Source organism: Glycomyces tritici, from assembly GCF_030403505.1.
Genome location: NZ_JAUEMJ010000003.1, coordinates 645,707 through 658,313, shown reverse-complemented (window position 1 = coordinate 658,313; position 12,607 = coordinate 645,707). Strand labels below are relative to the sequence as shown.

Below are 12,607 nucleotides of genomic sequence, written 5' to 3'. Positions count from 1 at the left end.
TGCCGCATGCGATTCGGAGTGCTCGGCCCGCTGCTCGTGGAGGCCGCGGGCGGCGACCCCGTCACCGTCCCCGAAGCCAAGGTCAGGGCCCTCCTCGCAGCCCTGCTGACCGACCCCGGGCGCACGGTCTCCGTGGACCGGCTCGTCGACCTCCTGTGGTCCGGCGAGCCCCCGGCCGACCCGAGCGGGGCGATCCAGACCCGCGTCTCGCGCCTGCGCAAGGCACTCGCCGCCGCCGGCGGCACCGGCCTCGTCGTCTTCCGCGCCGGTGGGTACGCCCTGGAGGCCGGGCCCGACGCGGTCGACGCGTCCCGGTTCACCGCGCTCACCGCCGAGGCCCGCCGCGCCACCGACGCCCGCGCCCGCCGTGCGCACCTCGCCGCCGCTCTCGACCTGTGGCGCGGCGACCCCTTTGCGGAGTTCGCCGACGACCTGTTCTTCCAGCCCGCCGCCGTCCGCCTCGCCGAACAGCGCCTGACCGCCCTCGAAGACCTCGCGCAGACGCGCCTGGACCTGGGGGAGCACGCCGCGCTGGCCGCCGAACTCGGCGAGCTCGTCGCCGAGCACCCGCGGCGCGAACGGCTCCGGTCAGTCCACATGCGAGCGCTGTATCTCGCTGGGCGCCAGAGCGAAGCGCTCGACTCCTACCATGCGCTGCGCCGCCACCTCGGCGACGAACTCGGCCTCGACCCGGCCCCCGAGCTGGTCGAGCTGTACGGCGAGATCCTGCGGCAGACGCCCGCGACCCGCTTCACCGACAGCCCGGACACCGTGGACGAGGAGCGCCGGGGCAACGTGCCGCGCGCCCTCGTCGACCTGATCGGGCGCGACGAATGCCTTGGCGACGTGCGGGATTCGATGCGCGCCCATCGGCTCACGACCCTCACCGGCACCGGCGGCGTGGGCAAGACCAGCCTCGCGCTCGCTGCCGTGGGGGAGCCGAGCGCCGACCACCCTGACGGCACCTGGCTCGTCGAGCTCGCCGGACAGGCCGAGACTGCCACGCCCGCTCAGATCGCGGATGCGGTGGCGCGGGTGCTGCGCCTGCGCGACGAGCAGGCCGCACCGGTCGGCGACGAGGTCGCTTGGCTGGCGGAGGCCATGCGGCCCAAGCGCATTCGACTCGTCATCGACAACTGCGAGCACGTCGCCGCAGCCGCCGCCGCGGTGGTGGACGCACTGCTTCGTGGCGTACCCGGCCTCACGGTGCTCGCCACCAGCCAAGAGCCCCTCGGCGTTCCGGGCGAGCGGTTGATCGCCGTCCCGCCGCTCGACGACGCGGGCGCGGCGGCCCTGTTCAGGGCCCGCGCCGAGAACGCCGCCCCCGGCCTGACGCTCACTGCGGAGGACGCCGCGGTGATCGCGGAGATCTGCCGCCACCTCGACGGCATCCCGCTCGCGCTCGAACTCGCGGCCAACCGCATCCGCGTGCTCGGCCTGCGTGAACTGGCGCAGCGTCTTGACGACCGCTTCGGCCTGCTCACCGGCGGCCGCCGCGAGGCCCCGGCGCGGCAGCAGACGCTCCGCGCGATGCTCGACTGGTCGTGGGACCTGCTCACCGCCTCAGAGCGGATCGTATTGCGCTGCTTGGCCGTCCATGCCGACGGCTGCACGCTACCGGCGGCCGAGGCCACGTGCGCGGCGCCGGGCGTGGAGCCGCGCGCGGTCCTGGACCTGCTCGCCCGACTGGTCGACCGGTCGCTCGTCACGGTCGTGTACGGGGACCAGGGGCCGCGCTACCGGCTGCTCGAGTCGGTGAGCGTCTACTGCGCCGAGCGCCGCCGGGAACTCGGTGATGATGTTGCGGCGAAGGCCGCGCACGCCGCCTATTACGTCGCGCTGGCCGAGGAGGCCGATGCCGCGCTGCGCGGGCCCGACCAGTTGCGGTGGCGGTGCGTCTTGGACGCCGAGGACGCGAACCTGCGCGCGGCGCTCGACTTCGCGGCGAGCGGTCCTGTAGCCCGAGGCGATGTCGGCAGCGGCGGTGCCCCTGCTGCGAACGGTGCCAATGCACCGCGTGTCTCGGCAGGTCAAGCGGCGGCGAGCGAGGCTGCGGCGGATCCCTTCGCCAGTACTGCTGCCGGTGGTGTGACTGCCGACGGGGTCGTCTTGGGCGGGCTCATGCCGAACCGCATCCCCGTTGTCGCGAGTCCACTCGGCGGCCAGGCGACTGCGAGCGGGGGCGACCCGAACCGCACCGCCGCTGAAGCACTCGCCGCCGCGCCTGGGCCCGAGCTCGAACTCCGCCTGGTCAACGCGTTGAGCTGGCACTGGTACTTGCGCGGGCGGCTCACCGAGCCCAAGCGGCGCATCGCGGGCGCCCTCCGGCGCGTCGCCGAGTCAGAGCCGACCGTGCTCTGCGCGGAAGCGGCCGTCACCGGGACCGCGCTGCGGCTCCTCTCCGGCGACACCGCGGTCCTCACCGAGTCCGTTCGCGCCGAACTCGAAACGCATCTCGAGGCGATCGCGGACCCCTCGCGGCGCGTGCGCAGCCGCTGGTTCCTCGCCCTCACCTTCACCACCTACGGCGATCCGGCGACGGCCGAGCATTTCGCCGCCGCCGTCGATGCGGCCCTTGACGACACCGACGACTGGGGCCGCGCCGCCGCCGACTTCACCGGCGCGTACCTGCGGTTCAACCGCGGCGACCTCACCGCCGCCCGCGACCGTGCCGAACAGTCGCTCGACCGGTTCCGCGAGGTCGGCGACCACTGGGGCCAGGCCCAGGCCGAAGCGCTCCTCGGCCGCCTCGCCGAGGCCCGCGGCGACTACCCCGCGGCCGCCGCGCACCACCGGCGCGGCCTCGATGCCGCCGAGGCGTTCGACTTGCAGGCCATGGCGACCGCCGCACTCAGCGAACTCGGCCGCATCGCCCTCCTCGAAGGCGACTTCGACCGCGCCGACGAGCACCACGGCCGCGCCCAGCGCCGCGCGATCGAGCACGCCGACGTGCCCGCCCAGGAGTTCGCCGAGGTCGGACTCGCTTTGAGCGCCCGCCGCCGCGGGGACCTCGACCTTGCCGAAGCCCTCCTGCGCCGCTGGTACGACTGGAACTCCCGTCTCGACACCGAACTCGGGCTCACCTTCATCGCCGCCGAACTCGGGTTCACCGCCGAGCTACGCGGCGACGCGGACGCGGCCGTGAAGCGCCACACCGAAAGCCTCGAGTCCGGGCAGCGCACGGGCAATCCGCGCGCCGTCGCCCTCGCTCTCGAAGGCCTTGCCGGAGCGCACGCCCTCGCCGGCCGCCACGAGCACGCCGCGCGCCTCCTCGGCCAGGCCACCGCGGCCCGGGCCGCCCTCGGCGCGCCCCTGCCCGCGGCCGAACGCGGCGACGTCGACCGCATCGAGCAGCGCCTGCGCACCGCCCTGGGCGACGAGGAGTTCGCCCGAGTTTCCACAGTGGAGGAACCGGACTTGTTCGCCGCGGACCTCACCGAACCGCGTTAGCGCGCAGAGACCCGGCACTCGCGCGGTGCCCGCGTCCCCGCGGCGAGGACGGCTCGGCCGGACGAGCACCCGGCCGTTCCGTATGGCTTGGCCGCACCGGCAGCCGTGCCGGTCCGGACGAGGACCCGACCTCCGCCCGCATCCCCGTGTCCTGCCGTCCACTGAACGGGCAAGAGGCCCGGACCGCGGAGAGGGAGGCTCTCCTTGGTCCGGGCCCTTTCGTTGCCCGCCTTGACGGCGGACACCAGTGTGTCGAGCAGTGGTCTCTCGTAACCCCTAGCCCTTCACGGCTCCGCCCGTGAGGCCGGAGACGATGTAGCGCTGCAGGCTCATGAACACCGCCACGGTGAGCACCGAGGTCAGCAGCGTGCCCGCCGCGAAGATCCCGAAGTAGCTCGCCGGCGAGTTGTCCGCCGTCAGCGTCTTCAACCCGACCGCGAGCGTCATCTCCGGCCGGTCGGTCAGGAACAGGCTCGCCAGCACGAAGTCGTTCATCGTGCCCACGAACGCGAGGATCCCCGAGATCGCGATGATCGGGGCCGCGAGCGGCAGGATCATGCCGAAGAAGATCTGCGCGTGCGTCGCGCCGTCGATCGTGGCCGCCTCGTCGAGCTCCTTCGGGATCGTGTCGAAGAAGCCCTTCATGAGCCACGTCGAGACGCCGAGCGCCCCGCCCATGTACACGAGCATCAGGCCGAGCCGGGTGTTCAACCCGACGACCGGGTAGTACTCGCCGAGGTTGCCGAAGATCAGGTACAGCGCCACGACGGCCAGGAACGCCGGGAACATCTGGATCAGCAGGAGGAACAGGAGCATCGGGCGCCGGCCCTTGAACCTGAACCGGCTGAACGCGTACGCCGCCAGCGAGGAGATGAAGATCGAGATGAACGCCGCCGGGATGGCGATCATCAGCGAGTTCATGAACCAGGCCCCGAACGGCACGTTGTCGTCGGTGAACAGCTTCTGGAAGTTGTTCAGGCTGAACTCGCGCGGCAGCAGGTTGGTGGAGGACATGGTGCCGTTGGGGTTGAACGCCGCCGAGACCACGTAGATGATCGGGACGAGCCCGAAGACCAGGACCGCGATCGCGACCACGTGCCGCCAGCCGGTGTCCATCGCCCACTTCACGAAGGGCGGCTTGCGCTTGCGTGCCGCGGGCCGCCCCGGGGCGGCGGGTTCGAGTGGCCGCGTCATGAGTACACGTCCTCCTGGTTGCGGGTGAAGCGGAACATGAACGCCGAGATGGTGGCGACGATGAGGAAGATGAACACGCTGATGGCGCTGGCGAAGCCGTAGTCGGCGCTGGAGGAGCCGAAGGCCTGGCGGAACGCGTAGGTGATGAGGATGTCGGTGCCGCCGACCGCGTCGCCGGCCATGAACGGGTTGCCGCCGCTGAGCAGTTCGATCGCGTTGAAGTTGTTGAAGTTGAACGCGAACGAGGAGATGAGCAGCGGGGTGAGGGCGATGAGCAGGAGCGGCAGGGTGATCTTGCGGAACGCGGTCATGCCGGTCGCGCCGTCGATCTTGGCCGCTTCGAGCGAGTCGGCCGGGAGGGCCTGGAGGGCGCCGAGGCAGATGAGGAACATGTAGGGCCAGCCGAGCCAGGTGTTGGCGATGAGGACCATGGCGCGGGCCGACCAGGTGCCGCCGTACCAGTTCACGTCGAGGTTGAACAGGTCGTTGACGAGTCCGAAGTCGCGGTTGAACATCTGCGCCCAGACCAGGAGCATGGCGAAGGACGGCATGGCGTACGGCAGGATCATGAAGGTCCGGTAGAGCTTGGTGCCGCGCATGGACTCCTTGTTGAGGGCCATGGCGGTGCCGAGGCCGATCGCGAAGGTGAAGAGGACCGATCCGGCCGCGAACATGACGTTCCAGGTGAAGACGCCGAGGAAGGGGCCGCGGATGTCGGGGTCGGTGAGGACCGCGAGGTAGTTGTCGGCGCCGATGTTGACGCGCCAGCCGACGAGGGCGGCCTGGCCGTCCTCGGTCTGGAAGGTGCCGGTCTCGTTGTCGGCGGTCCAGACGGTGCCGGTGGCCGAGTCGGTGATGCAGTCGCAGGCTTCGCTGTAGGAGCGGGTGGACTGGCCTTCGAACGCGGAGAGCCCTTGGAGTTTGATGCCGGTCTCGGGTCCGGTGGGGACGGCGAGGTCCGTCAGTTCGGCCTGGCGTTCGCCCAGTTCGGCGAGGTCCCAGACGGTGTAGCCGGGTGCGGCGGTGACGCGGCCGGTGTCGTCCTGGGTGGCGCCGTCGAGTTCGGTGAGGCCCGCTTCCGTTCCGGCCCAGGTGGAGCCGTCCTCCTGGTCGGTGAGGAGGAGGGTGAGTTCACCGGAGGTGGACTCGCCGATCGCCACGAGGTAGGTGGTGCCGCCGGGGGTCTGCTGGACGCCGGCGGCGATGATCGCCTCGGTGGCCTGCTCCTTGTCGACCCGGTGCCCGTCGCCGTAGTTGGTGAAGGAGGTGCCGACGGTCATGACCACCGGCAGGATCTGGAAGGCCAGCAGCAGCATCGTGCCGGGGATCAGGTATTTGAGCTGGATCGCCCGGCGCTGGAGGTAGACGTAGAAGACGACGGCGACGACGGCCGCCTCCAGGGCCAGGCCCCACCAGGCCTCGGCTCGCAGGAGCGGCAACGCCGCCCAGACGGCCAGCGCCGCGACCACCGCGAGCACTGCGATCTTGATGATCAGACCCGCGGCGGTGGCAGAACCGGCCGTCCGGGAACGTTGGTCGAGCACGTGTGCGTTCCTTCGCTCGTCGAGGCTTACCGGTCGGTGCTAGGAGGAGGCGACGGCGTCGCGGATCGCCTGGGCGGCGGTCTTGGCGGCCTCTTCACCGGTGGCGGCCTGGTCGATCGCGTCGGCCTGCGCGCGGCCGAAGGGCTCCCAGACGGCGTTCATGGCGGGGATGTTCGGCATCGGGACGCCGTTCTCGCCGGCGAGGGCGAAGCCCTGGACGTCGGCGTTGTCGGCGGCGTAGGTCTCGGCGGCGGCGGTGAGCGCCGGGAGGCGGCCTCCGGCTTCGGCGAGCTTGAGCTGCAGGTCCTCGGTGAGGACGTAGTTGGTGACGAACTCCTGGGCGAAGACGGCGTTCGCGGCGGTCGCGGAGACGTAGAAGCCCTGGACGCCGAGGAACGGCGAGCAGGGGCCCTGGCCTTCGAAGCCGGGGATGGCGGTGACCTCGTAGTTGAGGCCGGCGGTCTGGACGTCGGTGAGCGCCCAGGGGCCGGAGATCATGATCGCGGTCTTGCCTTCGACGAAGAAGGGGATGGTGTTGGTGGCGTCGATGGTGGTCTTGAGGACGCCGTCCTTGCCGAGTTCGGCGAACTTCTCGAACGCGGCGATGCCGCCTTCGGAGTCGACGCCGACGTCGGTCGGGTCGAGGGTGCCGGTGCCGTCGTCCTTGAACAGGTAGCCGCCGAAGGAGGAGAACAGCGGGTAGGCGTTGTAGGCGTTGCCGTCGACGCCGGTCTCGACGGTGAGGACCTCCTGGGTGCCCGCGGCCTTGCCGGCCTCGACGAGCTCCTCGAAGGTGGCGGGGGCGTCGGGGACCAGGTCGGTGTTGCGGATGAGGCCGATGTTCTCCATCGCGTAGGCCACGCCGTAGACGTTGCCGTCGACGGTGAAGGCCTTGACGGCGGTCTCGTTGAGGGAGGCCTTCTGGGCGTCGCTGAGGGTGACGGGGGCGATGACGCCGTCGGCGGCGAGCTGGCCGGACCAGTCGTGGGCGCCCACGAGGACGTCGGGGCCCTGGCCCTGCTCGGCGGCGGCGAGGAAGTCTTCGCGGAGGGTCTCGACGTGCTCTTCGACGGTGACCTTGACGCCGACCTGGGCTTCGAAGTCCGCGACGAACTCCTTGAGCACGGGGGTGCGGGTCTCGTCGGCCCAGATGACCAGTTCGCCGGAGAACGCGGGGGCGGTCGCGTCCTCGCTGCCGGATCCGCTGTCGTCGCCGCAGGCGGCGGCCGCGCCGAGGGCGGCGGCAGAGACGGCGGTGATACCCAGGGTCCTTCTACGCATGGCTGTTCTCTCCTCATTGAGGGGCCCCGGGGCGGGGGCCGTGACCGGGGGCTCGCGCCCCGAACTCCCTCGAAGGTTAGCAAGATGTTTCAGAAACAGGAAACCCTTGCAACCAAACTGTTGCCAAATTTCAGATAGGCTACGCTGTCATCATGCGGCTTCGACTCTCTGACATCGCCCGGCAGGCCGGGGTCAGTGAGGCCACGGTGTCCCGGGTCCTCAACGACAAACCCGGCGTCGGTCAGCAGACCCGACAGTCCGTCCTCACTGCCCTCGACGTGCTCGGATACGAACGGCCCCAGGCACTGCGCAAGCACGCCATCGGCCTCATCGGCCTCGTCGTGCCCGAACTGGAGAACCCGATCTTCCCGCTCTACGCGCAGACGATCTCCAATGTGCTGGCCGGCTCCGGCTACACCCCCGTCCTCTGCACCCAGACCCCCGGCGGCGTCTCCGAGGACGAGTTCGTCGAAATGCTCCGCGAAAGGGCCGTCGCCGGCATCATCTTCGTCTCCGGCCTCCACGCCGACACCACCGCGAGCACCGAGCGCTACCAGGAACTCAAGGACAAGCGACTCCCCGTCGCCTTCGTCACCGGCCACCCCGAAGGCGTCGAAGCGGCCTCCTTCTCCTGCGACGACGCCGTCGCCGCCCGCATCGCCGTCGACCACCTCGCCGGCCTCGGCCACAAGAGGATCGGCCTCGTCTCCGGCCCCGACCGGTACTGGCCCGTCCGCCGCAAGATCTCCGGCTACCGCGCCGCCATGCACGGCGTCGGCCCCGAGCTCATCGAACTCACCCTCTTCGGCGAGCAGGGCGGCCACGCCGCCGCGTCCCGCCTCATCGACCGCGGCGCCACCGCCGTCGTCTGCGGCTCCGACATGATGGCCCTCGGCGCCATCCGCGCCGCCGAAGAACGCGGCCTGGACGTCCCGCAAGACTTTTCAGTCGTGGGCTACGACGACTCCCCCCTCATCGCCCACACCAACCCCCCGCTCACGACCGTGCGGCAACCGGTGCGCGACATCGCCACCGCCGCCGCCCGGGCACTGCTCGACGAGATCGCCGGGCAACCCACCCCGAACTCGGAGTACCTCTTCCGACCCGAACTCGTCGTACGCGGTTCCACCGGTGCGGCACCCAGAGACTGAAAGGTTTTGCACCGATGAGTGAAGCAGCGCAGCGCGAGCGTTGGTGGCGCGACGCGGTCATCTACCAGGTGTACCCGCGCTCGTTCGCCGACGCGAACGGCGACGGCATGGGCGACCTCGAGGGCATCCGCTCCCGCATCCCCTACCTCGCCCGCCTCGGCGTCGACGCCATCTGGCTCTCGCCGTTCTTCGCCTCACCGCAGAACGACGCCGGCTACGACGTCTCCGACTACCGGGCCATCGAACCGCGCTTCGGCGACCTCGACGACTTCGACCGGATGCTCGAGACCGCCCACGCCCACGGCATCCGCCTCATCGCCGACATCGTCCCCAACCACACCTCGTCCGAGCACGAGTGGTTCAAGGCCGCCCTCGCCGCCGGCCCGGGCTCGCCCGAGCGCGCCCGCTACTGGTTCCGGGACGTCGACCCGGCCCGCCCGGACACGCCGCCGAACAACTGGCAGTCGATCTTCGGCGGCCCCGCGTGGACCAAGACCGACGACGGCCGGCAGTGGTACCTGCACCTGTTCGACGCGACCCAGCCGGACCTGAACTGGGAGAACCCCGAGGTCCACGAGGAGTTCAAGTCGATCCTGCGGTTCTGGCTCGACCGGGGCGTCGACGGCTTCCGCATCGACGTCGCGCACGGCATGGTCAAGGCCGAGGGCCTGCCCGACACCGGCGGCGACGGCACGATCGAGATGATCGGCACCACCTTGGCGCCGTTCTTCGACCAGGACGGCGTGCACGACATCTACCGCACGTGGCGGCCCATCATCGAGGAGTACGAGGGCGACCGGATCTTCGTCGCCGAGGCCTGGACGGACTCGGCCGAGCGCCGCGCCCTCTACCTGCGCCCCGACGAGCTCCACCAGGCCTTCAACTTCGACCTGGTGCTCGCCCCGTTCAAGGCCGCGGACTTCCGCAAGGCGATCGACGCGGAGATCGCGAACAACGCCGGCGTGGGCGCGCCCTGCACCTGGGTGCTCTCCAACCACGACGTGCAGCGGCACGTGACCCGCTACGGCGGCGGCGACATCGGCCTGGCCCGCGCCAAGGCCGCGACGCAGCTGCTGCTCTCCCTGCCGGGCGTCGTGTACGTCTACCAGGGCGAGGAGCTGGGCCTGAACGAGGTCCTCGACCTCCCGGCCGAGGTCCGCGAGGACCCGACGTTCTTCCGCACCAACGGTGAGCAGATCGGCCGCGACGGCTGCCGCGTCCCGCTCCCGTGGACCCGCGACGGCGCCTCGCTCGGCTTCGGCACGGGCGGCTCCTGGCTCCCGCAGCCGACCGACTGGTCCGAGCGCTCCGTCGAGGCCGAGGACGGCGTCGAGGGCTCCACCCTGGAGTTCTACCGCGCCGCGATCAACCTCCGCAAGACCTTGCGCGGGAGCGTCACCGGCCTGACCTGGCTCGCCGACCCCGGCGACGAGGCCTTCGCGTTCGACAACGGCGCGCTGGTGTGCGTGGTCAACTTCAGCGACGAGCCCGTGCCCGTCGCCGGCTACGGCACCGAGGTCCTGCTCGCCAGCACCCCGCTGGAGAACGGCACCCTCCCCGCCGGGTCCGCCGTCTGGTTCGCCAAGTAGCGCAACGCCATCGAAGGGGCGGCGGGCTGCGGGCCCGCCGCCCTTACGCGTGCCAGTAGCCGGTGACGTTCGGCGGCCACCGCTTGTGGATCGCGGTGGAGAACTCCTGCCAGTCCCGGCCCCGCAGGAGGCTCCGGTAGACGGGCACTTCGGTCCATCCCACGTTCGCGCGCCACACGAACAGCTTGTCGTCGTAGAACGCCAACTGGTCTGCGGGCCCGAGCGCGAAGCCGTGGAAGCCCGAGTTGGTGCGGCTGACGAGGTGGTCGGGGGTGACCTTGACCAGCGGGAAGTTACGGAAGGCCACCGCGAGCGCGGCGCAGAGGACACCGATGATCCCGCTGACCGCGTCGGGGCGGTCCCCGCCGGTGATCCCGGTGATGATCTCGAAGACCGCGAACGTCCCGGTGATGCCCGCGAGGAGCAGCGGGAACCACAGGGCCACACGCACGTTGAAGGTCATGATCAACATCTACCAGTCCGCGGCGCGTTCCGCTGTCCCCGAATCCGCCCGTACGCGAAAGGGCCCGGCCGCGATGCGTCCGGGCCCCTTCGCGTGCGCAGAGCCGACACGCCGCGCGAGCGCGGTTCGGGTTCTTCCGGCCGATGCTTTCATATCCTGCCCACATGATCGAGAGTTACGCTCAGACCATGGACATCGTCAAGGGACTGCCGCCCGAGACCCGCGAGTACTGGGAGCGGCGCGCCGCGATCGCCGGCGTCTCCCTTGAGGAGTACCTCCTCCAGAAGCTCATCCGCGAGGCCCGCCTCCCCAGCGCCAAAGAGGTGTTCGACCGCGTCGACCGAGAAGCGACCGGCCACCTGTCGAGCGCCGACGCCGTAGCGATCCTCCGCGACGAGCGGGAGTCCCGTTGATCGTCGTCGACTCCTCCGTGCTCGCCCCGGCCCTGATCGACGCCGACCTCGACGGTGCTGGCCTCCGCGCCCAGCTCACCGGGCACGAACTCGTCGCCCCGCAGATCCTCGACCTCGAAGTCATGTCGGTCTACCGCCGCCACTGCCGCTCGGGGAAGATCACCGCCGCCGAAGCGGATCTCGCCGTGCACCGGCTCGCCGAACTACCGATGGAACGCTTCCCGCACACGCACCTGACCGGGCGGGTCTGGGAACTTCGGCACAACGTCACTGCATACGATGCCGCTTATATCGCGCTGGCGGAAGCGCTGAACGTGCCGCTCTGGACGCGTGACCTGCGCCTGGCGAACGCGCCTGGCATCAAGTGCCGGACGGTCGTCCCGGCAGGGGAATGAATGTGAAAGGGCCCGGCCGCATCGCGGCCGGGCCCTTTCACGTTCGCCTTGCGGCGTGGCTTACTTGATCTTGTTGCCGGCGGAGCGGAGCTGCTGGCAGGCTTCGACGATGCGGGCGGCCATGCCGGCCTCGGCGAGCTTGCCGTAGGCGCGCGGGTCGTAGGCCTTCTTGTTGCCGACCTCGCCCTCGACCTTGAGCACGCCGTCGTAGTTGCGGAAGATGTGGTCGACGACGGGGCGCGTGAACGCGTACTGGGCGTCGGTGTCGATGTTCATCTTGATGACGCCGTGGTCCACCGCGTCGCTGATCTCCTGCGCGGTCGAGCCGGAGCCGCCGTGGAAGACCAGGTCGAAGGGCTTGTCCTTGCCGACCTTGGCGCCGACCGCGTCCTGGATCTCCTTGAGGATCTCGGGGCGCAGGTGCACGTTGCCGGGCTTGTAGACGCCGTGCACGTTGCCGAAGGTCAGGGCCGTCATGTAGCGGCCCTTCTCGCCGGCGCCGAGCGCTTCGACGGTGGCGAGGCCGTCTTCGACGGTGGTGTAGAGCTTCTCGTTGATCTCGGCTTCGACGCCGTCCTCTTCGCCGCCGACGACGCCGATCTCGATCTCGAGGATGATGTTGGCCTTGGCGGTGCGGGCGAGGAGCTCCTGGGCGATCTCCAGGTTCTCCTGCATCGGCACGGCCGAGCCGTCCCACATGTGGGACTGGAAGAGCGGGAGTTCGCCGCGGGCCACGCGCTCCTCGCTGATGGCGAGGAGGGGCCGCACGAACGAGTCGAGGTTGTTCTTCGGGCAGTGGTCGGTGTGGAGGGCGACCTTGACCGGGTAGTTCTTGGCGATCTCGTGGGCGGCGGCCGCGAGGGCGACCGAGCCGGTCACCTTGTCCTTGATCGTCGGGCCGGACAGGTACTCCGCGCCGCCGGTGGAGACCTGGACGATGCCGTCCGACTCGGCCTCGGCGAACGCGGCCAGTGCGGCGTTGAGCGTCTGGGTCGAGGTCACGTTGATTGCCGGGTAGGCGAAGGAGCCGGCCTTCGCCCGGTCGAGCATCTCGTTGTATTCCTCGGGTGTTGCGATAGGCATGCTGCCAGCTCCTTAGACAAGTCGTTGATTGCTCCCCGACCGGG

At 70.4% G+C, this 12,607-nt stretch carries 10 protein-coding genes; 5 read left to right on the top strand and 5 right to left on the bottom strand.

The window, feature by feature from the left end; genetic code table 11:
* Positions 1–6: 6 nt before the first annotated feature.
* Positions 7–3,450, top strand: coding sequence for an AfsR/SARP family transcriptional regulator (locus tag QWI33_RS13380; RefSeq protein ID WP_289957640.1), 3,444 nt, complete (start codon positions 7–9; stop codon positions 3,448–3,450).
* Between the two features lie 276 nt (positions 3,451–3,726).
* Here the strand turns inward: QWI33_RS13380 and QWI33_RS13375 are convergent, their stop codons facing one another.
* Genes QWI33_RS13375 through QWI33_RS13365 form a run of 3 tightly spaced genes read right to left on the bottom strand, consistent with a single transcriptional unit; the run spans position 3,727 to position 7,469 of the window.
* Positions 3,727–4,644, bottom strand: a complete 918-nt coding sequence (locus QWI33_RS13375) for a sugar ABC transporter permease (protein ID WP_289957639.1) — start codon at positions 4,642–4,644, stop codon at positions 3,727–3,729.
* The gene (locus QWI33_RS13370) at positions 4,641–6,188 is read right to left on the bottom strand and encodes an ABC transporter permease subunit (protein ID WP_289957638.1); all 1,548 of its coding nucleotides are present in this window, start codon (positions 6,186–6,188) and stop codon (positions 4,641–4,643) included. The genes QWI33_RS13375 and QWI33_RS13370 overlap by 4 nt, the downstream gene beginning before the upstream one ends.
* 39 nt (positions 6,189–6,227) lie before the next feature.
* A complete protein-coding gene (locus QWI33_RS13365; protein WP_289957637.1) occupies positions 6,228–7,469 on the bottom strand; it encodes a sugar ABC transporter substrate-binding protein in 1,242 nt (413 codons plus the stop codon).
* A gap of 152 nt (positions 7,470–7,621) precedes the next feature.
* Between QWI33_RS13365 and QWI33_RS13360 the strand changes: the two genes are divergently transcribed.
* Both QWI33_RS13360 and QWI33_RS13355 read left to right on the top strand, forming a co-directional pair.
* Positions 7,622–8,620 (top strand): LacI family DNA-binding transcriptional regulator, encoded by a 999-nt coding sequence (locus QWI33_RS13360; protein WP_289957636.1) that lies wholly within the window; start codon positions 7,622–7,624, stop codon positions 8,618–8,620.
* A gap of 14 nt (positions 8,621–8,634) precedes the next feature.
* A complete protein-coding gene (locus tag QWI33_RS13355) occupies positions 8,635–10,209 on the top strand; it encodes a glycoside hydrolase family 13 protein (protein ID WP_289957635.1) in 1,575 nt (524 codons plus the stop codon).
* 43 nt (positions 10,210–10,252) lie between these two features.
* On the opposite strand, the gene QWI33_RS13350 is transcribed toward QWI33_RS13355, so the two are convergent.
* Positions 10,253–10,672, bottom strand: coding sequence for a hypothetical protein (locus tag QWI33_RS13350; protein ID WP_289957634.1), 420 nt, complete (start codon positions 10,670–10,672; stop codon positions 10,253–10,255).
* A gap of 164 nt (positions 10,673–10,836) precedes the next feature.
* Here QWI33_RS13350 and QWI33_RS13345 point away from each other — a divergent pair, with 164 nt between their 5' ends.
* Both QWI33_RS13345 and QWI33_RS13340 read left to right on the top strand, forming a co-directional pair.
* The gene (locus tag QWI33_RS13345; RefSeq protein ID WP_289957633.1) at positions 10,837–11,085 is read left to right on the top strand and encodes a hypothetical protein; all 249 of its coding nucleotides are present in this window, start codon (positions 10,837–10,839) and stop codon (positions 11,083–11,085) included.
* Positions 11,082–11,480: a type II toxin-antitoxin system VapC family toxin gene (locus tag QWI33_RS13340; RefSeq protein WP_289957632.1), complete on the top strand. Its 399-nt coding sequence runs from the start codon at positions 11,082–11,084 to the stop codon at positions 11,478–11,480. The genes QWI33_RS13345 and QWI33_RS13340 overlap by 4 nt, the downstream gene beginning before the upstream one ends.
* A 60-nt stretch (positions 11,481–11,540) precedes the next feature.
* Here QWI33_RS13340 and fbaA read toward each other — a convergent pair whose 3' ends face one another.
* Positions 11,541–12,563 carry a class II fructose-bisphosphate aldolase gene (gene fbaA / locus QWI33_RS13335; RefSeq protein WP_289957631.1) on the bottom strand — a complete coding sequence of 341 codons (1,023 nt, stop codon included), beginning with the start codon at positions 12,561–12,563 and terminating at the stop codon, positions 11,541–11,543.
* Positions 12,564–12,607: the final 44 nt, after the last annotated feature.

Coding starts and splice junctions, on each gene's coding strand:
- QWI33_RS13380 (WP_289957640.1), top strand. CDS start 7: ATGCGATTCGGAGTGCTCGGCCCGCTGCTCGTGGAGGCCGCGGGCGGC.
- QWI33_RS13375 (WP_289957639.1), bottom strand. CDS start 4,644: ATGACGCGGCCACTCGAACCCGCCGCCCCGGGGCGGCCCGCGGCACGC.
- QWI33_RS13365 (WP_289957637.1), bottom strand. CDS start 7,469: ATGCGTAGAAGGACCCTGGGTATCACCGCCGTCTCTGCCGCCGCCCTC.
- QWI33_RS13360 (WP_289957636.1), top strand. CDS start 7,622: ATGCGGCTTCGACTCTCTGACATCGCCCGGCAGGCCGGGGTCAGTGAG.
- QWI33_RS13355 (WP_289957635.1), top strand. CDS start 8,635: ATGAGTGAAGCAGCGCAGCGCGAGCGTTGGTGGCGCGACGCGGTCATC.
- QWI33_RS13350 (WP_289957634.1), bottom strand. CDS start 10,672: ATGACCTTCAACGTGCGTGTGGCCCTGTGGTTCCCGCTGCTCCTCGCG.
- QWI33_RS13345 (WP_289957633.1), top strand. CDS start 10,837: ATGATCGAGAGTTACGCTCAGACCATGGACATCGTCAAGGGACTGCCG.
- fbaA (WP_289957631.1), bottom strand. CDS start 12,563: ATGCCTATCGCAACACCCGAGGAATACAACGAGATGCTCGACCGGGCG.